This is a genomic window from Mesobacillus harenae, from assembly GCF_013343715.1.
Classification (GTDB): Bacteria; Bacillota; Bacilli; order Bacillales; family Cytobacillaceae; genus Mesobacillus_A; species Mesobacillus_A harenae.
This window is the reverse complement of sequence record NZ_JABUNR010000002.1, coordinates 81,467-105,817: the sequence shown is the minus strand read 5'-3', so window position 1 is coordinate 105,817 and position 24,351 is coordinate 81,467. Positions and strand designations below refer to the sequence as shown.

The window sequence follows — 24,351 nt, the reverse complement described above, 5'->3', positions numbered from 1 at the left end:
TTAGGGGAGGTTTTATTGTGACTGAGGCGATACTCGCTTCACTTATTTTTTTAGCTACACTTACACTGGTTATTTGGCAGCCTAAAGGTTTGTCCATCGGCTGGTCAGCCTGCGCAGGTGCCATTGTTGCCCTGCTTGCAGGAGTAGTTTCACTTCAGGATGTTGCAGATGTTACAGGGATTGTCTGGAATGCAACCTTGACCTTTGTTGCGTTAATTATTATCTCGCTCATCCTTGATGAAATTGGCTTTTTTGAATGGTCTGCTTTACATATGGCCAGATATGCAGGCGGCAATGGCATCAAGATGTTTTTGCTCGTCACCGTGCTTGGCGCGATTGTTGCGGCGTTCTTTGCGAATGATGGAGCAGCGCTAATTTTGACACCGATCGTTTTGGCTATGGTCAGAGCTCTTAGGTTTGACGACAAAATGATTTTGCCTTTCATTATGGCAAGCGGCTTTATCGCAGATACGACCTCTTTGCCGCTTGTAGTCAGCAATCTTGTGAATATCGTGTCCGCCGACTTTTTCGATATCGGTTTTGCTGAGTATGCATCCCGGATGATTGTACCTAACTTCTTCAGTTTGGCAGCAAGCATTATGGTCTTGTATTTGTATTTTAGAAAAAGCATTCCTAAAACGTATGACCTTAAACATCTGAAACAGCCTAAGGAAGCGGTTAAAGATGAACGAATGTTCCGGTTATCCTGGCTTGTGCTGGCCGTTTTGCTAATCGGCTATTTTGCAAGTGAATTTTTGGGAATCCCAGTGTCGTTTATTGCTGGAGCCATTGCCATTCTGTTTTTGGCTATGGGCCGAACAAGTCCTGCTGTTCATACGAAAAAGGTACTAAAAGGCGCTCCATGGGCAATCGTTTTTTTCTCTATCGGAATGTATGTCGTTGTATATGGGTTGAGAAATGCAGGTCTTACGAGCCTGTTGGCTGGCCTGATTCAGGAAACAGCTGATCAAGGTCTGTTCGCCGCGACAATCGGCATGGGCTTTATCGCTGCTATTCTTTCATCGGTCATGAACAATATGCCAACTGTTATGATTGACGCACTGGCAATTGCGGAAACGGATACGTCAGGAGTTATCCGGGAAGCATTAATTTATGCGAATATTATCGGATCAGACCTAGGCCCTAAAATAACGCCAATCGGCTCATTGGCCACGCTGCTTTGGCTTCATGTCTTAAACACTAAGGGCGTGAAAATCTCATGGGGCTACTACTTTAAGGTTGGAATTATCCTAACGGTTCCTACCTTATTCATTACATTAGTTGGTCTGTATATCTGGCTGTTAATTCTTTATTAATGTTCGAACGATTTAACTAATAAAAAAGCTATCTAAAAGGAGCGTTTTATATGACAAAAAAAACTATCTACTTCTTATGTACAGGGAACTCTTGCCGGAGCCAAATGGCTGAAGGATGGGCAAAAAAACATTTAGGTGAAGAATGGACCGTTCGCAGTGCGGGACTTGAAGCACACGGGTTAAACCCGAATGCTGTCAAAGCTATGAAAGAAGCTGGGGTTGACATTACCAGCCATACTTCCGACGTGATTGATAATGAAATTCTAAATAACGCAGATTTAGTTGTAACGCTATGCGGACATGCTGCCGACCATTGTCCGGTTACCCCTCCACATGTGAAAAGAGTACACTGGGGTTTTGATGACCCGGCCAAAGCAGAGGGAACCGAAGAAGAAAAATGGGCTTTTTTCCAGCGTGTGCGTGATGAGATTGAAGCTAGAATCAAGGAATTTTCAGAGACAGGTAAATAAGAAAAGGTAAATCGCCTTAACAGAGCAAAATAGGAGGTAGCGATTATGGGGAAATTAGAGATTTACGATCCAGTTATGTGTTGTCCAACAGGAGTGTGCGGACCGAGTGTTGATCCGGATTTAACTAGAATAGCTTCAGCATTATTTTTGCTAAAAGGAAAAGGAATAGAAGTAAATAGATACGGCTTGGCAAATGAGCCGGACCAGTTTATTACAAATAAAGAAGTCAACCTGCTTCTAAACGAAAAAGGTGAAGATGCCCTTCCGCTTGTTTTTGTAAATGGGCAGCTTAAAAAGCAGGGCAGTTATCCGGCCAATAGCGAACTGGCCAGCTGGCTTGGCGTTGGTGAAGATGAGTTGGCTGCCCCGAAGGCTAAAAAGAATCTTTTATAGGAGAAAGAAGGGTTATTGATGTTCCCAGTATTCAGTCCTAAAGATTTCCCGCTGACTCCATTTTTGTTTTTTACAGGAAAAGGAGGAGTGGGCAAAACTTCTGCTGCGAGCGCACTGGCTGTTGAGCTTGTAAATAGCGGCAAAAAGGTTCTGATTGTGTCGACAGATCCGGCCTCAAATCTTCAGGATGTATTTGAAATAGAATTAACTAATGATATAATGCCGCTCCCAGCGTTACCTGGGCTCTCGGCATGCAACTTGGATCCGGAAGAAGCTGCCCGAAAGTATCGTGAAAAAGTGGTGGATCCCTACAGAGGGAAGCTGCCGGGCAGCGTTATTCAGTCAATGGAAGAACAATTATCTGGGGCTTGTACAGTTGAAATTGCGGCTTTTGATGAATTCACAGGTTTGCTGGCCAGCCCTGATTTAAAAGAGTCGTACGATCATATTATCTTTGATACAGCGCCGACTGGCCATACACTTAGGCTTCTTCAGCTGCCGTCTGCCTGGACAGACTTTTTAAATGAATCAACACATGGAGCCAGCTGTCTTGGCCCACTGTCCGGATTAGATGAAAAGAAAGAGTTGTACGCGCAAACTGTAAAAGCACTTTCCGATCCAAAACAGACAACGCTCATGTTAGTTTCCCGGCCTGATCAAGGGTCGCTTCAGGAAGCTGCCAGAGCATCAACCGAGCTAAACGAAATTGGCATCCAAAATCAGAACCTTTTGCTGAATGGGGTTCATCAAGCGGTTGTTCGTGGAGATGAGGTCTCGGAAGCTTACTACCGTAAACAGCAAACTGCAATCGCAGAAATGCCGGTTTCTTTAAAAAAAGTAAAAACATTTGAAGTTCCACTTGTTCCGTTTTCCTTGACCGGTCTTACTGCGTTAGGCATGCTGTTTCAAGGAACCTCCGTACAGGCCGAACTAGCTGGAAAAGAAGCAACCAACAAAGTAGATCTGCCGGATTTTTCTGGGATGATTAACAATCTCGCGGACAGCGGCAAAAAAATTATTTTTACAATGGGAAAAGGCGGAGTAGGGAAAACAACAGTAGCATCCGCGGTTGCAGAGGGCCTTGCCGAAAAAGGCAAAAGGGTTCATTTAACTACAACGGATCCGGCGGGGCGGCTGGAGCAGCTTGCCCAGAAAGAGGAAAGCAGCCTGATATCGATTAGCAGAATCAATCCAAAAGAAGAAGTAGAAAAGTACAAAGCAAGCGTTCTCTCTAAGGCTTCCGATACTCTAGATGAAGCTTCGCTTGAATATATGAAAGAAGATCTTGAATCTCCATGCACAGAGGAAATTGCTCTTTTTCAAGCATTTGCTGATATTGTGGCTCGTTCAAAGGATGAAGTCGTAGTCATTGATACTGCACCAACTGGCCATACCTTGTTACTGCTTGATGCCGCAAATTCTTATTCCAGAGAACTGGAGCGATCTACTGGGGAAATACCATTAAATGCTGCTGAACTATTACCGCGTCTCCGTAACGAGGAGGAAACAGAAGTGGTCATTGTTACTCTGGCGGAGGCAACACCAGTATTTGAAGCAAAGCGGCTTCAGGATGATTTGAAAAGAGCTGGTATAAACCCTGGCTGGTGGGTGATTAATCAAAGTATGCATGCTGCTGAAACGAATGATCCAATTTTAAAGGGTCGTGCAGCAGCAGAGCAGAAATGGATTCAAGAAGTCTCTCAAAATTTTGCAGAGCAGTATACTGTTATTCCATGGCTAAACCATGATAAAATAGGCTATAAAGATATAAAGAGTATGAAAGGAAAGTGAAACATGCAAATTACAGATCAAGCACGCGATGTGCTTAAGCAACTCTTTTCAGAGCGCAGCGCTGAAGGGATTCGTGTTTACTTTGCAGGCTTTGGCTGAGGCGGCCCACAATTAGGACTGGCTCTGGATGAGCCGGAAGAAAATGATGAAATACTGAATATTAACGAAATTAGAGTAGCTATAGATTCTCAAGTTAAAGACCAAGTCGGAGATCTGGTTTTGGATCTTGATGAGGCAAATAACGGGTTGGTTTTAAAAGGGAACGAGAGCAACTGTTGTTAATATAGCACGTATAGATAAAGCACACCGTTTTAACGATGGTGTGCTTTTCTAAATTTTCGTTGTCTCATAAATTAGCAGCTTGTAACATTAGATTTTGATTATTCCTCTATCAATCTTAAAAATATTTAAGCAGGTGAAAAAGTGTGGAAAACCTCAAACAATCTACCCATCTATTTTTCAACACCGCAATAGGTATCCAAAAACCAGAAAGTATCCGCAATAAAAATCAAAGTTGCCCATTCTGTGCCAGAGAGGAATTAGCCGAAATTATCGATATAGAGGATTCTATCATCCTCGTAAAAAATAAATATCCAGTACTCTCGGATGCTTTTCAAACAGTTCTTATTGAAACAGATCAATGCGATGGAGATATGTCAGTTTATTCTAAGCCTCACTTAATAAAACTGCTAAAGTTTGCAATCCGGCACTGGACAAAAATGGATGAAAGCGAGGATTATAAATCTGTAATTTTATTTAAAAACCATGGACCTCTTTCAGGTGGGTCTATCGCTCATCCCCATATGCAAATTGTTGGTTTAGAAAAGATGGATTATATGGAAAAGGTCCAAGAAAGTGATTTTGAAGGGCTGCTCATCCACGAAACAAAGGATATTGAATTTAATTTATCAACGAAGCCTCGCGTCGGATTTTATGAATTTAATATTAGGATGAAAGAGGAAAGTGGAATAGAGGAATTTGCTTTCAGCCTTCAAACAGCAGTCCATTATATTTTAAAGTCATTCCCATTCCCGTGCAGCAGCTATAACTTGTTTTTTTACAGACTAAACAGTGAGATAATTTGCAAGGCCGTACCGAGGTTTATCACAACTCCATATTTTATTGGTTATTCAATTCCGCAGGTGCCTAGCAATTTAGAGTGGATGAGGGAAGAAATCAAGTTACGCTATTACCAGATATAAATTTGATTTTACTTGCAAGGTATTATGTCGAATAACTTGTAAAAATATCCATTATCTAGTTAGAAGTTGTGATTTGTCTCTAGAAAAAATATAATGAAGTATTGTACGGTTCTTCACTTTTAAAGGGGAATAGGCCATGACTTCTAATAATAAAAATACGTCCAGACTAGACTATGGTTTGGTTTCAATATTAATTTTACTTTTTGTTACAAGCTGTATTGCCATTTACAGTGCACAATCTACTGGTCAATATAACGATAACTTCCTCATAAAACAAGTTATCTTTTATATAATCAGTATCGGTCTTATCGTCGGAGTGATAACACTCGATTCTGACCAGCTAAAAAAATTATCCTGGTATGTGTATGGACTGGGAATTTTCATGCTCGGATTTTTAATCGTAGCTCCGAGCAGCATTGCTCCGGTTATAAATGGTGCTAAGAGCTGGTATAAGGTTCCATTTATTGGCTCTCTTCAGCCATCTGAGTTTGTTAAAGTGTTTCTTATATTGGCCCTCGCAAGGCTGATTGTCGAGCATCATCAAAAAAACCGGATTAAAACAGTACAGAGTGACTTATGGCTGCTCGTTAAAATCGGTCTTGTAACAATGGTTCCCCTTTTGCTGGTTATGCAGCAGCCTGATCTTGGGACTTCATTAGTGTTTATTGCGATTATGCTTGGAATGGTTTTTATATCGGGCATTTCGTGGAAAATCCTAGCTCCGATTTTCGGGGGAGGATTAGCATTAGTCTCTGGTATCTTTTACTTTGTTCTGGCTCATCCAGAAATACTGGAGAAATATTTAGGCGTAAAAGAATATCAGTTTGGGAGAATCTACTCCTGGCTTGACCCGTATAATTATCAAAGTACAACGGGGTTTCAGCTAACGAGATCGCTTTTGGCAATTGGTTCCGGAGAAACGACAGGGAAGGGATACGGTACGAGGGAAGTCTATCTGCCTGAAAGCCATACGGATTTTATTTTCAGTATTATTGGAGAAGAGTTTGGATTCATGGGAGCAAGTGTAATCATTTCACTGTTTTTTCTGCTCATTTATCAAATAACAAAAGTGGGCATGGAAACGAAAAATGACTTTTACACGTATGTTTGTGTAGGTGTTATCAGCATGATTACGTTTCATGTTGTCCAAAACATCGGCATGACAATCGGGCTTTTGCCGATTACAGGAATACCGCTGCCGTTTATCAGCTACGGAGGCAGCTCGCTGATGGGGAACATGCTGGCTGTCAGCCTTATTTTCTCAATTAGATACCATTACAAAAAATATATGTTCTCAACGAGTGCATAATAATAAAGAGCAAAGGCCATTATAAATGGCTTTTGCTCTTTTTCAATAGAAAAATAATTAAAATGAAAGAGAGTAAAAACAGTTAGGTTAGATTTCCACTGCTGGTGGACGCTTTCCGCGGGCGGGGCCGAGCCGCTTCCCTCGCTGCGCTCAGTCCAGGGTCTCGACTTTCCCGCTTTTCCCGCAGGAGTCGCCACCCTCCGCTCCAATCGTCCGTGTTTATCAAAGTGCTCGGAAAGCAAGAGCCTGGAGTGGAAATCAGCATTCCCTACCATTCTAAACAAAAAAATGACAAAAGGAAGCGAGAAAGGATTTCTCGCTTCCTTTTGTCGACAATCAGGAACCTGCTGGCAAGCAGGTTCTCCTGAGAAATGTCTATTATTCTAAAAAGAATTTTTCAATATCATCAAGCATTAAGTTTGCTGCTACTACTCCGCCAGCTGTGTTCCAAATTGAATCGCTTACCTCGTGGACTTCACCGTTCTTTGCCACCTCAAGGTTTTGGAATAATGGATTGTTAATCCATTCCTCAGCCGCGCTCTTTGCTTTGCCTTCAGCATCTGCATAAGTGAAATAGAAGAGTTTATCTCCATCCATTTCAGGAATACGCTCAGGTGTTACACCTAAAGCTGCAAAGTCATTGACGTCCTGGCTCTCAGGGCGGGCGAATCCTAGCTGCTCTAAAATTACACCTGAGAATGAGTCTTTATAGTAAATTCGAACATCATTTGCCATGAATCTTACGATGGAGATTTCTTGGTTCAATTTGTCACCGAGCTTCTCAGATAATCCGGAAATTCGATCATTATAATCTCCGATTACTTTCTGCCCTTCTTCTTCCTTGTTTACTGCTTTTGAATATAACTCAAAGTTTTCTTGCCAGTTGCCGCGCAGTGTTTCAGCAAACACAGTAGGAGCAATGGCATCAAGTTGTTCATAAATATCCTCTTGGCGCATTTTGTTTCCAATAATTAGATCAGGCTGCAGGGCAGCGATTGCTTCCACAGTTACTGCGCTTTCGGTTCCAACTACCTGCACATCCTTCATATCAGCTGCAATATGATCATACCATTCGCCGTCAGGACTCCAAGACTGCACGGCACCAACTGGAGTAATCCCCAAAGCCAAAAGTGCTTCTGTGCCTTCGTTTGTTAAAATGACCACTTTCTCAGGCGCTTTTTCCAGTGTAGCTGTGCCCATAGCGTGCTCAACAGTATAGCTTGTGTCTTCAGTGTTACCCTCTTCTGCTTTACTTTCTTTAGTTGTTTCTTCTTTTCCGCCGCATGCCGCCAGCAAAATCACCATTAAAACGCTAATCATTGCTAAGAATCTTTTGCTTTTTTTCATTTGTTTTTCCCCCAAAAAAATTATGTTGTGAATGATAATCATTTTCAACGAGTACCATTTCATGATAAGATGTTGTTGAAGCGTTGTCAATATAAATGATAATCATTTTCATTAGAAATTTTGGCAGGTATAGAGTCTCTATTAAAAATGTTAAATATTAAACTGTTATTACCTGGAGTTATCACATTCATTCGACGCAGGAAGGTACTTATTATGCTACTAAAAAATACGGCACATAGATGGATTGGCTTACTGGTTGCACTGGCTGGGATCGTCCTTTTAATGTGCGCAAGCATTATATTTGGGTACACAGATACAACCTGGAAGATGGCTTACCTTGCATTCACCAGCTTTGATGGTTCAAATGAACACATAATTATTCAATCAGTACGGTTGCCAAGGGCGCTTATAGCTGCTGCAGTTGGAGCGAGCCTTGCGATAGCTGGTGTCCTTATGCAGACGTTAACGAAAAATCCACTTGCTTCCCCAGGTATCTTTGGTGTGAATGCGGGAGCTAGCTTTGCAGTCGTTGTGGCCGTATCGCTCTTTTCTGTTAATAACTTGCAAGCCTTTACATGGATTGCCTTTTTAGGCGCTGCTGTTGCTGCAGTTTCCGTCTATACAATTGGGTCACTTGGAAGAGAAGGCTTAACACCGATGAAGCTGACTCTTGCTGGAGCAGCTTTTGCAGCAATGTTCTCTTCCTTTACACAAGGATTTCTTGTCTTAAATGAAGTGGCATTAGAGCAGGTGTTATACTGGCTAGCTGGTTCGGTGCAGGGGAGAAAGCTCGAGGTGTTAACAAGTGTACTCCCTTATATTGCTATCGGCTGGATTGGCTCGCTATTTCTCGCGGGCAAAATGAACGTGTTGTCAATGGGAGAAGATGTCGCTAAGGGGCTAGGTCTGAAAACTGGATTAGTTAAAATAGCGGCAGGCATTATAATTATCCTTTTATCGGGAGGTTCAGTTGCCATTGCAGGTCCAATCGGATTTATCGGCATCGTGGTTCCTCATATCACCCGGGCTGTTGTAGGCATCGACCATCGCTGGGTCATTCCCTTTGCCGGAATTTTTGGAGGGATCCTTTTGATTGCAGCTGATATAGCGGCTCGTTATCTGCTAATGCCCCAGGAAGTTCCGGTTGGTGTAATGACAGCCATCATTGGAACTCCATTCTTTATTTATATTGCGAGAAAGGGGTTCAATGGCAGATGAGTCACTATAAAAGCATTAGATTATTTAAAGATAAAATTTCATTATTAGCTGATAAACGAGCGGTAGCCGTTGTAGTCTGGCTCCTCTTGATAGCTGCCATTGTATTTATAATCAGTACCGGATCTGGTGAAATGAAGATCAGTCCGCTATCCGTTCTGCAGGTCTTTTTTGGAGGCGGAACAGAAATGGAACAGCTCGTAGTCCAGTCGTTCAGACTCCCAAGGATCATTGTTGCTTTTATGGTGGGAGCAGGCCTTGCTGTTGCGGGAGGGCTGCTTCAAGGAATGATTAGAAACCCGTTGGCATCTCCAGACATTCTGGGGATAACTGGTGGAGCAGCAGTTGCTGTTGTTGGATTTTTAGCTATTTTCAGTAATAATAGCAATGCACTAACAGTAAGCATTAAATGGCTTCCTGTGGCAGCCTTTGTTGGGGCAGCTGCTGTATCACTGCTCGTCTATACGTTAGCCTGGAAAAATGGGGTATCGCCGATCAGGCTAGTGCTGATAGGCATAGGTCTTTCTGCGTTGATGCAGGCTTTGACAACATTAATGATGATTATGGGCCCTATTTACAGGGCAAGCCAGGCGAACATTTGGATTACTGGAACAGTCCATGGATCTACATGGAGCAACGTATATACCCTCGTACCATGGACGTTGATTTTTATCCTTCTGGCCTTTATTTTTGCAAGAAGTGTAAACCTGCAGGAACTAGGGGATGACATTGCAACTGGGGTTGGCGGACAAGTTCAGCGTCAGCGCTTTGGTCTCCTGCTGATCAGTACAGCCTTAATCGGAAGTTCGGTGGCTTTTGCAGGAGGAATTGGGTTCGTCGGCCTAATGGCACCTCATATGGCCCGGCGCCTTGTTGGATCTGCCTTTGGTGCATTGCTGCCAGTTTCAGCCTTAATCGGCGGGATTTTGGTCATGGTTGCCGATCTAATTGGACGGACGGTTTTTTCTCCGCTCGAGGTTCCAGCCGGAGTTTTTACAGCAGCTATAGGTGCTCCGTACTTCATTTACTTACTATTTAAGTCAAGAAACTCATAATTTTTATTGATAGAAAGGAGCGGCAGGGAGATGCAGGGAATTGAAACCAACAACCTTACATTATCTTATGGTGAAACGATTATTATAAATGAGCTCAATTTGCAAATACCTAAAGGAGAAATTACCGTTTTCATAGGAGGGAACGGGTGTGGGAAATCAACACTACTCCGGTCTATTGCCCGGCTTTTGAAGCCTCATTCAGGTTCTATTTTGCTTGAAGGCGGTGAGATTGCAAAGCTTTCAACAAAAGAGGTTGCCAGGAAAATGGCCATTCTTCCGCAATCTCCCGCAGCTCCAGAGGGACTTACCGTACTTCAGCTTGTCAAGCAAGGGCGCTATCCTTACCAATCTTGGCTGAAACAATGGTCAGCGGAGGACGAGGAAAAAGTCAATGCTGCTTTGAAGGCAACGGGAATCGAGGAACTGAGGGAGAGGACTGTTGATTCGCTATCTGGAGGCCAGCGGCAGCGAGCCTGGATTGCGATGACCTTGGCTCAGGATACCGATATTATTTTGCTGGATGAACCAACGACCTATCTTGATATGACACATCAAATAGAAATACTCGATTTGCTGTTTGAATTAAACGAATTAGAAAACAGAACCATTGTTATGGTCTTGCACGATTTGAATCTTGCGTGCCGCTATGCTCATAATATCGTTGCTATCAAAGACCAGAACATTTTTGCGCAAGGCAAACCGGAATTTGTGATTAACTGCAGTCTTGTAAAAGATGTATTTGGCATGAATTGTGAAGTCACGAGAGACCCTTTATTCGGCACACCTCTCTGTATTCCACATGGAAAAGGGCGATGTATTCTTAACAAAGTGGAGGCCGTCCATGAAAAAGCTTTCGGATGAAGAAATCAAAATACTGAAAGAGTTACATCTTTCGGTTGATATCGGAGATCGGTCTGTCCTTAAGGCAGAGGATTTTCTATTTCCTGAAAAGACAGTTCCATTTTTAGAAAGCGCAGTGGATCGCCTTAATGCTCCGGATATTAAGGTTACGGCCTCGCTTTTTCTGAAGCGCTATTCCTTTCTTGCTGTTATATATTTATATACGATGTCAGCTTGGAATAAGCGTCTGGATGTCTCTCTGGAAAATGTAGAGCTAATTGATGATACCGCCAATCCTTTATGGATTCCCAGCTTTCATCTTAAAAGTTTGAACTTTCAAGAGTTCAGAGGAGAAGACAGGGAACAATGGAGAAAGGATACAGTAAACCATTTATTCAAGGATCACCTAACGCTCATCCTTGAAAGTTTTTCGAAAATCTCGAAGCTTTCAAAGCTTATTTTATGGGAGAACATTTCTGTTTATATTTTCTGGTTGTATGAACATATTCTTCCTGAAATTGACAATGGGGCAATTAAAGAGAGGGCGGCTTTAGATTTCAAATTTTTGATGGAGGAGGCCGAGGGAAGCTTATTCGGGGACTATCACCAAAATCCGTTTAAACAGTACAACTCGAAGCCTGTTTATCTCGATGAACTGGATAAGTTTGTTAGAGTTCGCAAAACCTGCTGCTTTAACTATCAGTTAAAAGAAAAGCAAGTATATTGCGGTAATTGTCCGCGTTATTGTAAGCAATATATGTAAGGAGGTTTTTAGATGAATAAGGATTTAACAGATCAGCTAGAGGGCTTGCTTGAAAAATACACCGAGCTGTTAGTAGGAGATGGATCCGAAAAGAATCAACAAAAGGTAAGAGCCTGGATTTTTTATAATCACATATCGAAAACCATGCCTTCTTTGGCGAAGCATTGGAATGAGATGTATCCAGATGCGAAAGAGGAGATCAAACAGGTAATTCTTGAAGTGAAAACTTTAAATGAAAAGACTCGAAAACATCCCCCGAAAAATAACTAAAAAAGACCTTTTACATAGGAATTAACCCGCCGTTGCTAAATGCAGAAATGGCGGGTTTGTCTTTATCTTTTTAACGGCTAAATCGACTTGAATTTCGCCCAGTCTGGACAAGCTGTTTTTGAACTGGATTTTCGTATGGAAGCTGCGAAGAGTAGCCTGGGAATTTGCTGCTTCTACCCATACCATCCCTTTTGGAACAAAAATTATCAAATCGGCGTTGGGCATCCAGTGTTTTAGTGAAAATAGAGAGGGTATCTTGATAAAGACAGTCAAGACTAATTTGATTTAAGGCAATTGCATAAGAGTCTGTCATTCACTTTCCATTGTCAGGATGTGATTAATGAAGTCTCGATCGTTCATTTGTGGAGTTTTTGGAACCTGGGTTTCAGGGCTTTGTAAATTTTCTAGATGAAGTTGTCGAACTTCAGAGATTTATTAAACTCATGATATTCAAAACTAGTTAAAAATGATAAACTATTTCTGCCCACCTTAATATACTAGTATAAGAAAATTCTTTTTTTATCTTTAAAATGTAATCGTTTTCAGGGGAGTGGAAACCAGTGGAACAACTGTCGAGAAATTTCTTTCTATTCTTATCAAAAAACAAGTTTTTTACAAAAATGGCTAAAAGATATGGGCTGCAATTTGGGGCGGCACGATTTGTTGCAGGCGAAGATATTGATAAGGCGGTTAATGTAATCAAAGAATTAAATAAAAAAGGCCTTGTTGTGACAATCGACTATCTTGGAGAGTTTGTTGACAATGAAAAAGAAGCTAATGAAATGGCTGATTACTCTATAAAAGCAATTGAAGCCATTGGCAGGGAAAATATTCTTTCACAGTTGTCTTTAAAATTGACTTCGTTGGGCCTGGATATTTCCGAAGAAATTGTTCTTAATAACATGCGCAGAATCCTGGATGCAGCAAAAGAAAATGATGTATTTGTTACAATAGATATGGAAGATTACTCCCGCTGCGAAAAGACGCTAGATATCTTTAAACAGCTAAGGGCTGACTATGATAATATTGGTACCGTCATTCAAGCTTATTTATATCGAACTGCAGCTGATATTGAAGATCTGAACAGCTATTCTCCTAATCTGCGACTTGTAAAAGGAGCCTACAAGGAGTCATCTGAAGTGGCATTCCCTGAGAAAAAGGATGTAGATGAAAATTTTAAAAAGATTATTAAAATGCATCTTTTAAATGGAAATTACACAGCAGTAGCCACACATGATGAAGCAATTATAGAATATACAAAGAAGCTTGCTGCAAAAGAAAATATCCCAACCAGCCAGTTTGAATTTCAAATGCTTTATGGCATTATGCCTGAAAGACAGGTAGAGCTGGCCGAGGAAGGCTATACAATGCGGGTATATGTGCCATTCGGAAGAGATTGGTACGGCTACTTCATGAGGCGCTTGGCTGAAAGGCCTGCGAATGTTGCTTTTATCCTTAGGGGAATGATGAAAAAATAAATATAAACTAAGGGTCCAGAAAATAGGTCTGGACCTCTGTTTAGTTATATAGGTTATTGCTTTTTATATTGATTGTTTTGACTGTTCACTTTTCCGCCGCCATCTAGTTCAACTGTAGGTCCCGCATTCCCTTTCACACTCGCTGCGCTAACGGCGGCTTTAGAAGGATTCTTTTTTCTTTTCACTGTAAATATTCACCTCCGATTATAGAGTACCCAAGGCTTTGGAAATTATCGTAAAAGGTAAATTTAAAAAATATTTTATTTTTAAGCATCTTATTATTGCGGAAATTTTTTAAATATTTTATAGTATTAAGTAGTATAACTCATTCTTCACCAAAATTTTTTTGAGTAAAAATGAATGAGTGTTCATTCAAAAACATTGTCAAAGGGGGAGACGAAATTGACCCAGCAAATTCAAAAAGCAGCTGTACTAGGCTCTGGAGTCATGGGTTCCGGTATTGCGGCCCATCTTGCTAACATTGGAATTCCGACCTTATTGTTGGATATCGTACCACGGGAACTAACAGAAGGTGAAAAAGCTAAAGGTTTAACTCTTGAAGACAAACAGGTTCGCAATCGCATAAGCGCAGGCGCCCTGCAAAAGCTTCTGAAGCAAAAGCCTGCACCGCTGGCATCGAAAAAGAATTTAAGTTTACTAGAAGCAGGCAACTTTGAAGATGATATGGAGCGTTTAAAAGACGTAGACTGGATCATTGAGGTTGTTGTTGAAAATCTTGATATAAAGAAACGGTTATTTGAAAATGTTGATAAATATCGGAAACCTGGCAGCATTGTCAGTTCCAATACCTCCGGAATCTCTGTCGAAGCGATGGCTGAGGGCCGTTCAGAGGATTTTAGAAAGCATTTCCTTGGCACCCATTTCTTTAATCCGCCGCGCTACTTGAAGCTCCTGGAGGTTATCCCAACCAAGGATACAGATCCTGATGTTCTCGCTTTTATAAAGAAATTTGGCGAGGATCGACTTGGAAAAGGCGTTGTTGAAGCAAAGGATACGCCAAACTTTATTGCTAACCGGATTGGAACTTACGGTCTCCTCGTAACGGTCCGTGAAATGCTTAAAGGCGGATATAGTGTTGGGGAAGTTGATTCTGTAACTGGGCCTTTAATTGGCCGTCCAAAGAGTGCAACATTCCGGACGCTGGATGTTGTAGGACTTGATACATTCGCCCATGTAGCAAAGAATGTACACGAACAGGTAGAAGGAAAAGAAAAAGAAGTATTTGAAGTTCCATCCTTTATGAAAGACATGCTGGAAAAAGGCTGGCTGGGCAGCAAGTCGGGCCAAGGATTTTTCCTCAAGCAAGGCAAGGAAATATTAGAACTGGATCCAGAAACACTTGAGTATGGTCCACGGAAAAAGCTCAAAACTGCAGCAACAGAAGCTGCAAAACAGCAAAAGGGCTTAGCAAATAAAATGAAAGCGCTTGTGTATGCAGATGATCGTGCTGGGCAGCTTTTATGGAATGTGTTTAGTCCAGCGCTTGTGTACTCAGCTGAACTGCTCGGAGAAATTGCCGATGATATCGTAGCAATCGACCGTGCGATGAAATGGGGCTTTGGCTGGGATCTTGGCCCGTTTGAAGCATGGGATGCGATCGGTGTAGAAAAAGCCGTTCAAAAAATGGAAGAAAGCGGATTGACTGTCCCTGCTTGGGTTAAAGATATGCTGGAAAAAGGCATTACTTCCTTCTATAAGGAAGAAGAAGGGGATGTGTACTTCTATGATAATGGCGAGTATAAGCCATTAGAAGTAAATCCGAAGGTAATTAACCTGAAGCAGCTAAAAAAGAAACAAGGCGTTATAAAAAAGAATGGTGGAGCAAGCCTGATCGACCTTGGAGATGGGGTAGCCCTTCTTGAATTCCATTCACAAAGCAATGCGATTGGTTTAGATATTATTCAAATGATCAATTTTGCTGTTGATGAGGTTGAAAAGAATTTCAAAGGCCTTGTTATCGGTAACCAGGGAAAGAATTTCTGTGTAGGCGCAAACCTGGCAATGATTTTAATGGCTGCGCAGGACGATGATGTTTATGAACTTGATATGACAGTCAGCCAGTTCCAGCAGGCTATGATGAAAGTGAAATATAGCAAAAAGCCAGTTGTTGCGGCTCCTTTTGGAATGTCATTGGGAGGCGGAGCGGAAGTTTGCTTGCCTGCTGCACATATCCAGGCTTCAATGGAAACTTATATGGGTCTAGTAGAAGTAGGAGTCGGACTTATCCCAGGAGGAGGCGGCAATAAAGAGCTTTACATTAAGCATCTTGAAGGCCTGCCAAAAGGAGTCGAGTTTGACCTTCAGAAAGTCGCAAATAAAGTATTTGAATCGATTGCGATGGCCAAGGTTTCTACTTCTGGACAAGAAGCACTTGACAACAATTTCTTGAATTTCGCTGATGGAATCAGCGTAAATGGAGACCATTTGATCCACGATGCAAAGCAGGCGGTTCTTACCCTGCATGAAAGGGGCTATACAGCTCCAGTTCGCCGGAAGGTACCTGTAGTTGGAGAACCCGGATATGCGACGTTGCTTCTCGGAGCTCAAACAATGCACCTGTCAGGGTACATTTCAGCTCATGACCTGAAAATAGCTCAGAAGCTTGCGTTTGTTATTGCAGGAGGCAACGTTCCTTACGGCACAGAAGTAGATGAGGATTACTTGCTGAACCTTGAAAAAGAAGCATTTTTAAGCCTTGTGGCTGAGCCGAAATCGCAGCAGAGAATGCAGCATATGCTCGTTAAAGGCAAGCCGCTTCGCAACTAGTCACAAGTTTACAGCTCAATATGACCGGCCAAAAAGAGAGGCAAGCTTAAGCTATTGCCTTTCTGCGGTCAAAGTTTTGATGAAAAACGATGATTTGCAGCAACTAATTCGCTGGAATACGCGAGAAATCATTCATAGAACATACTCTAAGATTGCAGGAAAGAGAGGGAATGAGATGAGAGAAGCGGTTATTGTTGCCGGTGCGAGAACACCGGTTGGACGGGCAAAGAAAGGTACACTTGCATCAGTCCGTCCTGACGATTTAGGTGCTCTTGTTGTAAAAGAAACACTTAGACGTGCAGGAAATTACGAGGGAAATATTGACGACTTAATTATAGGCTGTGCAATGCCTGAAGCAGAACAAGGGTTAAACATCGCCCGTAATATAGGTGCTCTTGCCGGCCTATCCCATGAGGTCCCGGCTTTAACGGTAAACCGATACTGTTCTTCAGGATTACAAACAATTGCTTATGCAGCTGAAAGAATTATGCTCGGACATTCTGACACGATCATTGCCGGCGGTGCAGAGTCAATGAGCTTAGTCCCAATGATGGGCCATGTTGTCCGTCCTAATTCGAAGCTGGCTGAAAGTGCACCGGAATATTACATGGGAATGGGGCACACAGCTGAAGAGGTAGCGAAGAAATTTGGAGTCTCACGTGAAGATCAGGATGCTTTTGCGGTGCGAAGCCACGAAAGAGCAGCGAAAGCTATTCAGGAGGGTAAGTTTCAGGATGAAATCGTTCCTGTAGATGTTACGCTTCGTTCTGTCGGTAAAGATAATAAACTCGTAGAAAAGAAGGTTCTTTTTAGTCAGGATGAGGGTGTTCGTCCTGGAACAAATATGGAAACTTTGGCTAAACTTCGTCCGGCTTTCTCTGTAACAGGGTCTGTAACAGCCGGGAACTCTTCGCAAACAAGTGATGGAGCAGCTGCTGTTATGGTAATGGACCGGGAGAAGGCTGATTCACTCGGACTTAAGCCAATGGCGAAATTCCGCTCGTTCGCAGTTGGCGGAGTTCCTCCAGAAGTAATGGGAATTGGTCCAATCGTGGCTATTCCAAAAGCATTGAAGCTGGCTGGACTTGAAATTTCAGACATTGACCTTTTTGAGTTAAATGAAGCATTCGCTTCCCAGTCCCTGCAAGTAATGCGCGAGCTTGGATTGGATGAAAATAAAGTAAATGTTAATGGCGGTGCGATCGCATTGGGTCATCCGCTAGGCTGTACAGGTTCTAGGCTTACATTATCTCTTATCCACGAGTTAAAGCGCAGAAACCAGCAATTTGGGGTTGTAACGATGTGTATTGGCGGCGGAATGGGAGCTGCAGGAGTATTTGAGATTTTATAATTTTAAGAGGGGCCTTTTGCCCCTCTCCAAAAAATGACAGGGGGAATAAAGATGGCAAACCAAACAGAAAAGTTGGTTAAAGGTGGAAGCTTCATTATCGAGGATATTTCCTATGAGCAGGTTTTCACACCAGAGGATTATAATGACGAGCAGAAAATGATTGCAAAGACTACTGAAGACTTTGTTGAAAATGAAGTTGTTCCACAAATCGAACATCTTGAAAATCATGAATTCGACCGCACTGTTAAGCTGCTTAAGAAAGCAGGCGATCTTGGACTTCTTGGGGCAGATGTTCCAGAAGAGTACGGCGGTTTAAACCTTGATAAAGTAAGCTCTGCGCTGATTACTGAAAAAATGGCTCGTGCAGGCGGTTTTTCACTATCTCATGGTGCTCATGTTGGAATTGGTTCTCTTCCAATCGTCCTGTTCGGTAACGAAGAACAAAAACAAAAATATCTACCAGCACTTGCTTCTGGCGAAAAACTTGCAGCTTACTGCTTAACTGAGCCTGGCTCTGGTTCCGACGCACTTGGCGCGAAGACATCTGCTAAGTTAAACGCTGAAGGTACACACTATGTTTTAAATGGTGAAAAGCAATGGATCACAAACGCTGGTTTTGCCGATGTATTTGTTGTTTACGCAAAAATTGACGGCGAGCAGTTTACAGCATTTATAGTAGAACGTGACTTCCCTGGTGTTTCTACTGGGGCAGAAGAGAAGAAGATGGGTATCAAGAGTTCATCTACTCGTACGGTTATTCTTGAGGATGCACAGGTACCAGTTGAGAATTTATTAGGCGATCCTGGTAAAGGCCATGTTATCGCATTTAACATCTTAAATATCGGCCGTTACAAGCTTGGAGTAGGTGTTGTTGGCGGATCTAAGCAAGCATTCGGTTTAACTGTAAAATATGCAAACCAGCGTCAGCAATTTAAGACATCAATTTCTCAATTTAATCTTACAAAGGAAAAGATCGGTACAATGGCTTCCAAAATCTATGCAGCAGAAAGCTCCGTTTATCGTACTGTAGGACTTTTTGAAGATAGAATGAGCCAGTTATCCGCTGAAGAAGTGAAAAACGGGAAAGCTGTTGCTGATTCAGTAGCAGAGTACGCAATCGAATGTTCCCTGAATAAATTCTTCGCTTCTGAAGTACTTGACTATGTTGTTGATGAAGGCGTTCAGATTCACGGTGGCTACGGGTTTATGCAGGAATATGAAATAGAAAGAGCGTACCGCGATTCACGTATCAACCGAATCTTTGAAGGTACGAACGAAATTAACCGCTTGCTAGTTCCAGGAACATACTTGCGCAAAGCTCTAAAGGGAGAATTGCCATTATTCCAGAAAGCACAAGCTCTTCAGGAAGAAATCATGATGATGATGCCAGAAGAGCCAGGCGATGAGCCGTTAGCACAAGAAAAGTATCTTGTCAGCAATGCCAAGAAAATTGGTTTATTAGCAACTGGATTGGCTGCACAGAAATACGGCAAAGCTCTTGAAAAAGAACAGGAAATCCTTTCAAATATAGCTGATATCGTTTCTAACGCTTACGCAATGGAGTCTGTTATTCTTCGTACTGAAAAAGCTATCGCTAAAGACGGAGTCGAGAAGAGCAAGCAAAAGCTTCTTTACACTCAAATCTACTGCCAGGAAGCATTCAATGAAATTGAACAGCATGCTAAAGAAACACTTGTTGCAACAGAACAAGGCGATACACTTCGCATGTTGATCTCTAGTCTTCGCAAGCTGACTCGCCATAATCCAATCAATGTGATTGCGAAAAAGCGTGAAGCTTCTGACAAACTTATTGATGCAGAACGCTTTGTAGTTTAATTCATCAAATGGGCTCCCTTCTGTAAAGATGGGAGCCTTTTTTCAGTAATCTTCTTTAATATTTTTAGGCTTTTTAAAAAAATCAGGAGGGATTTTTGAGTTAAAGTCGAATGGTATCGAAGGACAGAAAATTCTTTTTTTAGCTAAACCTCCTGGTTAGGATTTTAATTTGGAATGTGGTACTATCCGTTTATAGGGTAAAAGATTTTGGATAAGATAGCATAGGTGGTGTTAAGATGGCATTGACGTTTTATTGGTACCCAAAATGCGGAACTTGCAGAAATGCCAAGAAATGGCTGGATCAGCACGAAATAAACTATTCAGCTGTACATATTGCCGAGAATCCGCCTTCCTTGCAGGAGTTGAAGCAGCTGTACGGTAAAAGCGGCCTCGAGTTGAAAAAATTCTTTAACACTAGTGGGCAGAAATACCGCGAGCTTGGTTTAAAGGATAAGGTCAAAACCGCTTCAGAAGAGGAACTTTTAGAGATTCTATCTTCAGACGGAATGCTTATAAAACGTCCTATTTTAACGGATGGCGAAAAAGTGACTGTCGGTTTTAAAGAAGAGGAATTTGCGAGGGTTTGGCTGTAGAAGGCGGGAAGCTAATCTACTTGAAGTTGATGAAACTAAACAAACGGGGGTAGTCGTAAATGAACGTACCAAAGGAATTAAAGTATTCAAAAGAACATGAGTGGGTCAAGACAGAGGGAAAGAACGTCCGTATTGGCATCACTGATTTTGCACAGACTGAATTGGGCGACATCGTATTCGTCGAACTTCCGGAAGTTGGCGATGAGATTACTGCCAATGAGCCGTTTGGCAGCGTTGAGTCTGTTAAAACCGTTTCTGAGCTATATGCACCAATCAGCGGGAAAGTTGTAGAAATAAATGAAGAGCTGAGTGACAGCCCTGAATTTGTAAATGAGTCTCCATATGAAAAAGCATGGATGATTATCGTTGAACCTGCAAATTCAGGAGAAATGGATAATCTTATGACTGCAGACCTATACGAAAAAATGTTAAATGAAGACTAATAAATAATAAAATGCCTTGACTGTGTGATCACAATCAAGGCATTTTTTATTTAGCAAAAAGCTAAAAATCTTTAGCAATACTCTGTTATATCAAACTTGTTTGCATCCTTACGTCATAACTTTTTAAGGGATGTGCTGTTATTAGTGTTGTTTATTACCACCTATTCTTAATGTGGCTCTGGACAAACTAAAGACACAGGAATAGCAAGAAAGGGTGAGGGAAATGACTTTAGAGCCTAAAAAACTTGATGTTACAGATCGTATTGTTGGAAAAATAAAAAATAATGAAATACAGCTATATCTCGAAAACGAGCAGATAGGCATGATGGTGATACCAGAAGGATATGATTTAAAGCTAGAGCATCACTTTGAATCAAATAACAATAAAATTTATCAGCACGTTTCAATGCCTTCTGAGCCAGAGCCTAGATATACTGACTGTGATGAAGGCGGCTGGTGTTAATAAACACAGCGGATGGCAGCCCGCTGTGTTTTTCTAAACTTTTCTAAACATTTATATAAGGTCCTGTTAAAGTCGATGGTATTTTAGCAGGGTAGAATGGTGTGAAGGCAATTTATTCCCCGAAAATGTTTAGCAGCCTACTCGTAGACAGCGGGAGAAGCGATACAGGGAGACCCTTCAGCTGCATTACCGAGGAGGCTTTCTGTCCGCTCCGAAGAGCGAGCGCCTGAAGAAACTTAAAATTTATTACGGCTCTTGAAGCAGAATTTTTGCAAATTAACTCAAAAGAAGTAAAAATAGATTTAATAATTCTGTTAAGAACACAAGCAAACTTATGCAGTTTACAATATGCTAACAGTAAGACAACTGTATTATGGGTGGTTATAAAATGACAGAAATAGGCGAAAAAGTAATTATTGTTGAAGGTACTTCTGACAAACGAAAGGTCCAAAGTGTTCTGAAGGAACAGGTAGATATTATCTGTACAAACGGGACGATTGGCTTAGCTCGGCTTGATGAAATAGTTGACTCTCTTTTTAACCGGGACGTCTATATTCTCGTGGACGCGGATGACTCCGGGGATAAGCTGCGTAAACAATTTAAACGCGAGTTTCCTGAGGCAAGCCATCTGTATATTGACAAGATGTATCGGGAAGTAGCAACAGCACCTGAAAATCACCTTGCTACCGTGTTAATTGGGGCAAATATCGATGTGCATACTGAATACTTAGAAAAAGGATGAAGCAAGCAGTATGAAGGAATTGTCTGAGGGAGAGATAAGAGGGTTTTTAGAAGAGAAACTGACTGGGCTTATTTATTTATATACGCCTATGTGCGGAACATGCCAGGTGGCGGGGCGGATGGTTGAGATTTTAGAACAGCTCCAGCCTACTATCCGTTTAGCCAAAGCTAATTTGAATTATATGCCGAAACTGGCAGAAGCACTTGAAGTTCAAAGTGTTCCCTGCCTTCTTGTTATAAAAGAAGGAAAATTGATTGAAACAATTTTTGCTTTTCATTCTGTACCGTACCTGCATGATAAAGTGAATACAATATTATCCTGAAAAGCAGCCGGAAAAAAGCTGCTTTTTTTAGTTACCTCGATGAAGGATTTTACTTTTAAAAGGTTCACTTATACAGGTCACTTTAATATTTAACAGATTACCTTTTTCAAAAGTTTGACATATTTCTCAGGAAATAGTGACATTAAATGGACTGAACAGTGAGGCAAATTGTAAAAATCTATATATCCCTTGCACAATATAGGGTAAATTACTGGTTATTCACTACCAGGGATAATTTAAAGAGAGAATTATCGGATTTGTTGAAAGCGTTTTCCGATTGACTGCGGAAGAATGTCGAACAGTAATTAAAGGAGATCTGCTGCCTGTCGAAGAATATTTCTTTTATAAAAGGCGAGCCAGTCAGTTATTTCAATAGCTTCTCATACATTACTGGACTGCTAACCAATCGACAGGCAGGTGTAGATATTGGATAGACTGCTCGAAAACCTAACAATAAACATACACAAGAACAAAAGCCTAAGTGTGCTGTTAGGCCGTCTTGATACTTGTGTCATTATCCGGACTCCAGATGACTGCTACATAGTAGATTTAATAAACGGAGAAGTAAGCAGGTGTAATGGAGATTTAAAAGAAAAAGCTGGGATATTGATCACAGGGAGTGAAGAAGCCTTCTTAGAATTACTCAATGGAAAGATTAAACTACGGACTGCTCTTAAACAAAACACAGTTAGTTTAAAGAGTTCTGTTAGAACGGTTCTGTTGCTAGAGTCGATCTTGTACCTTGGAATAGGGGGACTTTCGAAGATTAAAAACCAGCCTGTTTAGGTTGACCTACTGCATTTTAAATGGTATAATATTCTTAATATTCGAACTTGATATCTTATCGAGAGTGGTGGAGGGAACTGGCCCTATGAAACCCGGCAACCGGTTAAATACACGGTGCTAATTCCACAGAGCAACAGCTCTGAAAGATAAGAAGAGATGATCTATTCGCCCTCTTCTTATTGAAGAGGGTTTTTAGTTATAAAAAATAAAGATTTTGTGAGGAGAGATGAACATGGCAGAACAAAAAAAGAGTTATCGGTTTGAGACGATTGGGGTTCACGGAGGTCTTTCGCCCGATCCAGTAACTGGAGCAAGAGCGGTTCCAGTATACATGAGCAATGCTTTTCAATTTCAGAACACAGATCATGCCGCAGATTTGTTTGGCTTAAAAGAGCAGGGTTATATTTATTCGAGGATACATAATCCGACTGTAACTGTATTTGAAGAAAGAATAGCGCAGCTTGAGGGGGGGATCGGCGCTCTGGCTGTTTCAAGCGGTATGGCGGCTATTACAGTAGCCATTTTAAATATTGCTGGTGCAGGAGATGAAATCGTAGCAGCTTCAACTCTTTATGGGGGTACATACAATCTCTTCACTGTCACCCTCCCTAAATATGGAATCAAGGTGAAGCTTGTCGATCCGAGTGATCCAGACAATTTCAAAGCAGCTATCACCGAAAAAACAAAGGCAGTTTTTGCAGAGACTATTGGGAATCCAAGCTTAACCGTATTAGACATTGATAAGACGGCTGCAGTTGCCCATGAAGCCGGTATTCCCTTAATCGTCGACAACACTTTTCCAACCCCATATTTATGCAGACCAATCGAACATGGGGCAGATATTGTAGTCCATTCTGCAACTAAATGGCTGCTGGGCAATGGAACTACAATGGGTGGCGTTATTATCGATGGCGGGAAGTTCGACTGGAACTCTCCAAAATTTCCGGATTTCACAACTCCAGACTCTAGTTATAATGGACTCGTGTACAGTGCTGCCTTGGGGCCAGCGGCTTTTATTGTTAAAGCAAGAGTTCAATTGCTGAGGGACCTGGGTCCGTCACTAAGTGCTCAGAGTGCTTTCCAATTTAATTTGGGATTGGAGACACTGCATGTCCGAATGAAGGAACACATTGCAAACACACAAAAAATTGTTGAATATTTGGAATCACATCCAGCAGTAACGTGGGTGTCTTACCCGGGAAATGAAAAACACCCAGATAAGCAGCTTGCTGACAAATACTTGCCAAAAGGAGCAGGAGCTGTCGTGGTCTTTGGAATCGAAGGTGGAAGAGAAGCGGGTGTAAAGCTAATTAATTCGATTCAGCTGTGGTCTCATGTTGCAAATGTCGGTGATGCAAAAAGCCTGATTATTCACCCGGCAAGTACTACACATCAGCAACTGGATAAAGAGGGGTTGAAGGCTGCAGGTGTTCCAGAAGATCTAGTCAGATTGTCAGTGGGAATCGAAAATGTGGAAGACTTAATAGAGGATTTGGAGCAGGCGATTAGCACAGCAACTGGGATCCCTGCTGTTTCTGCACATTCTTAATAGACTCTTCATAGTGAAGTGAGAAATTTT

At 41.7% G+C, this 24,351-nt stretch carries 25 protein-coding genes and 1 riboswitch; of the genes, 22 read left to right on the top strand and 3 right to left on the bottom strand.

Annotated features, from left to right (window positions below):
- Positions 1-17: 17 nt before the first annotated feature.
- The 6 genes from HRJ06_RS02785 to HRJ06_RS02760 all read left to right on the top strand — a co-directional run bounded on the left by HRJ06_RS02785 (position 18) and on the right by HRJ06_RS02760 (position 6,481).
- On the top strand, positions 18-1,316 hold the full coding sequence (locus HRJ06_RS02785) for an arsenite/antimonite efflux transporter (RefSeq protein ID WP_174728490.1): 1,299 nt from the start codon (positions 18-20) through the stop codon (positions 1,314-1,316).
- 50 nt (positions 1,317-1,366) lie between these two features.
- Positions 1,367-1,786 (top strand): arsenate reductase (thioredoxin), encoded by a 420-nt coding sequence (gene arsC, locus HRJ06_RS02780; RefSeq protein ID WP_174728487.1) that lies wholly within the window; start codon positions 1,367-1,369, stop codon positions 1,784-1,786.
- Positions 1,787-1,831: 45 nt separating this feature from the next.
- Complete coding sequence (gene arsD, locus HRJ06_RS02775; protein ID WP_174728483.1) at positions 1,832-2,179, top strand: arsenite efflux transporter metallochaperone ArsD; 348 nt, start codon at positions 1,832-1,834, stop codon at positions 2,177-2,179.
- 18 nt (positions 2,180-2,197) lie between these two features.
- Positions 2,198-3,970: an arsenical pump-driving ATPase gene (gene arsA / locus HRJ06_RS02770; protein ID WP_174728480.1), complete on the top strand. Its 1,773-nt coding sequence runs from the start codon at positions 2,198-2,200 to the stop codon at positions 3,968-3,970.
- Positions 3,971-4,395: 425 nt separating this feature from the next.
- Complete coding sequence (locus tag HRJ06_RS02765) at positions 4,396-5,172, top strand: DUF4931 domain-containing protein (protein WP_174728477.1); 777 nt, start codon at positions 4,396-4,398, stop codon at positions 5,170-5,172.
- 136 nt (positions 5,173-5,308) lie between these two features.
- Positions 5,309-6,481, top strand: coding sequence for an FtsW/RodA/SpoVE family cell cycle protein (locus HRJ06_RS02760; RefSeq protein ID WP_174728474.1), 1,173 nt, complete (start codon positions 5,309-5,311; stop codon positions 6,479-6,481).
- A 378-nt stretch (positions 6,482-6,859) separates the two neighbouring features.
- Here the strand turns inward: HRJ06_RS02760 and HRJ06_RS02755 are convergent, their stop codons facing one another.
- Complete coding sequence (locus HRJ06_RS02755) at positions 6,860-7,828, bottom strand: ABC transporter substrate-binding protein (protein ID WP_174728471.1); 969 nt, start codon at positions 7,826-7,828, stop codon at positions 6,860-6,862.
- A gap of 213 nt (positions 7,829-8,041) precedes the next feature.
- Between HRJ06_RS02755 and HRJ06_RS02750 the strand changes: the two genes are divergently transcribed.
- The 5 genes from HRJ06_RS02750 to HRJ06_RS02730 are packed head-to-tail and all read left to right on the top strand — an operon-like array spanning position 8,042 to position 11,971.
- A complete protein-coding gene (locus tag HRJ06_RS02750) occupies positions 8,042-9,046 on the top strand; it encodes a FecCD family ABC transporter permease (protein WP_174728468.1) in 1,005 nt (334 codons plus the stop codon).
- Complete coding sequence (locus HRJ06_RS02745) at positions 9,043-10,098, top strand: FecCD family ABC transporter permease (protein WP_174728465.1); 1,056 nt, start codon at positions 9,043-9,045, stop codon at positions 10,096-10,098. The genes HRJ06_RS02750 and HRJ06_RS02745 overlap by 4 nt, the downstream gene beginning before the upstream one ends.
- A gap of 30 nt (positions 10,099-10,128) precedes the next feature.
- Positions 10,129-10,959, top strand: coding sequence for an ABC transporter ATP-binding protein (locus tag HRJ06_RS02740; protein ID WP_174728462.1), 831 nt, complete (start codon positions 10,129-10,131; stop codon positions 10,957-10,959).
- Positions 10,940-11,701, top strand: a complete 762-nt coding sequence (locus tag HRJ06_RS02735) for an IucA/IucC family C-terminal-domain containing protein (protein WP_174728459.1) — start codon at positions 10,940-10,942, stop codon at positions 11,699-11,701. The genes HRJ06_RS02740 and HRJ06_RS02735 overlap by 20 nt, the downstream gene beginning before the upstream one ends.
- Before the next feature lie 12 nt (positions 11,702-11,713).
- Positions 11,714-11,971, top strand: a complete 258-nt coding sequence (locus HRJ06_RS02730) for a DUF2573 family protein (protein WP_174728456.1) — start codon at positions 11,714-11,716, stop codon at positions 11,969-11,971.
- A 21-nt stretch (positions 11,972-11,992) separates the two neighbouring features.
- Here HRJ06_RS02730 and HRJ06_RS02725 read toward each other — a convergent pair whose 3' ends face one another.
- Positions 11,993-12,181 (bottom strand): hypothetical protein, encoded by a 189-nt coding sequence (locus HRJ06_RS02725; RefSeq protein ID WP_174728453.1) that lies wholly within the window; start codon positions 12,179-12,181, stop codon positions 11,993-11,995.
- A gap of 350 nt (positions 12,182-12,531) precedes the next feature.
- Between HRJ06_RS02725 and HRJ06_RS02720 the strand changes: the two genes are divergently transcribed.
- Positions 12,532-13,449 carry a proline dehydrogenase family protein gene (locus tag HRJ06_RS02720; protein WP_174728450.1) on the top strand — a complete coding sequence of 306 codons (918 nt, stop codon included), beginning with the start codon at positions 12,532-12,534 and terminating at the stop codon, positions 13,447-13,449.
- A 53-nt stretch (positions 13,450-13,502) separates the two neighbouring features.
- Here HRJ06_RS02720 and HRJ06_RS02715 read toward each other — a convergent pair whose 3' ends face one another.
- Positions 13,503-13,634 carry a YuzL family protein gene (locus HRJ06_RS02715; protein ID WP_174728447.1) on the bottom strand — a complete coding sequence of 44 codons (132 nt, stop codon included), beginning with the start codon at positions 13,632-13,634 and terminating at the stop codon, positions 13,503-13,505.
- Between the two features lie 217 nt (positions 13,635-13,851).
- Between HRJ06_RS02715 and HRJ06_RS02710 the strand changes: the two genes are divergently transcribed.
- From HRJ06_RS02710 to HRJ06_RS02665, 10 genes are all read left to right on the top strand, one after another.
- A complete protein-coding gene (locus tag HRJ06_RS02710; RefSeq protein WP_277874650.1) occupies positions 13,852-16,236 on the top strand; it encodes a 3-hydroxyacyl-CoA dehydrogenase/enoyl-CoA hydratase family protein in 2,385 nt (794 codons plus the stop codon).
- Between the two features lie 175 nt (positions 16,237-16,411).
- Positions 16,412-17,587 (top strand): acetyl-CoA C-acetyltransferase, encoded by a 1,176-nt coding sequence (locus tag HRJ06_RS02705; RefSeq protein ID WP_174729296.1) that lies wholly within the window; start codon positions 16,412-16,414, stop codon positions 17,585-17,587.
- Positions 17,588-17,638: 51 nt separating this feature from the next.
- Complete coding sequence (locus HRJ06_RS02700; protein ID WP_174728442.1) at positions 17,639-19,423, top strand: acyl-CoA dehydrogenase family protein; 1,785 nt, start codon at positions 17,639-17,641, stop codon at positions 19,421-19,423.
- A 236-nt stretch (positions 19,424-19,659) separates the two neighbouring features.
- Complete coding sequence (locus HRJ06_RS02695; protein WP_174728439.1) at positions 19,660-20,016, top strand: arsenate reductase family protein; 357 nt, start codon at positions 19,660-19,662, stop codon at positions 20,014-20,016.
- A 59-nt stretch (positions 20,017-20,075) separates the two neighbouring features.
- Positions 20,076-20,459 (top strand): glycine cleavage system protein GcvH, encoded by a 384-nt coding sequence (gene gcvH, locus HRJ06_RS02690; protein ID WP_174728436.1) that lies wholly within the window; start codon positions 20,076-20,078, stop codon positions 20,457-20,459.
- 223 nt (positions 20,460-20,682) lie between these two features.
- Positions 20,683-20,922, top strand: a complete 240-nt coding sequence (locus HRJ06_RS02685; RefSeq protein WP_174728433.1) for a YusG family protein — start codon at positions 20,683-20,685, stop codon at positions 20,920-20,922.
- A 388-nt stretch (positions 20,923-21,310) separates the two neighbouring features.
- Positions 21,311-21,664 (top strand): toprim domain-containing protein, encoded by a 354-nt coding sequence (locus HRJ06_RS02680; RefSeq protein ID WP_174728430.1) that lies wholly within the window; start codon positions 21,311-21,313, stop codon positions 21,662-21,664.
- A gap of 10 nt (positions 21,665-21,674) precedes the next feature.
- Positions 21,675-21,986 (top strand): thioredoxin family protein, encoded by a 312-nt coding sequence (locus tag HRJ06_RS02675; RefSeq protein ID WP_174728427.1) that lies wholly within the window; start codon positions 21,675-21,677, stop codon positions 21,984-21,986.
- Positions 21,987-22,412: 426 nt separating this feature from the next.
- Positions 22,413-22,772 carry an SCP2 sterol-binding domain-containing protein gene (locus HRJ06_RS02670; RefSeq protein ID WP_174728424.1) on the top strand — a complete coding sequence of 120 codons (360 nt, stop codon included), beginning with the start codon at positions 22,413-22,415 and terminating at the stop codon, positions 22,770-22,772.
- A gap of 52 nt (positions 22,773-22,824) precedes the next feature.
- Positions 22,825-22,925: riboswitch (SAM riboswitch) on the top strand.
- A gap of 79 nt (positions 22,926-23,004) precedes the next feature.
- Complete coding sequence (locus HRJ06_RS02665) at positions 23,005-24,321, top strand: O-acetylhomoserine aminocarboxypropyltransferase/cysteine synthase family protein (protein WP_174728421.1); 1,317 nt, start codon at positions 23,005-23,007, stop codon at positions 24,319-24,321.
- Positions 24,322-24,351: the final 30 nt, after the last annotated feature.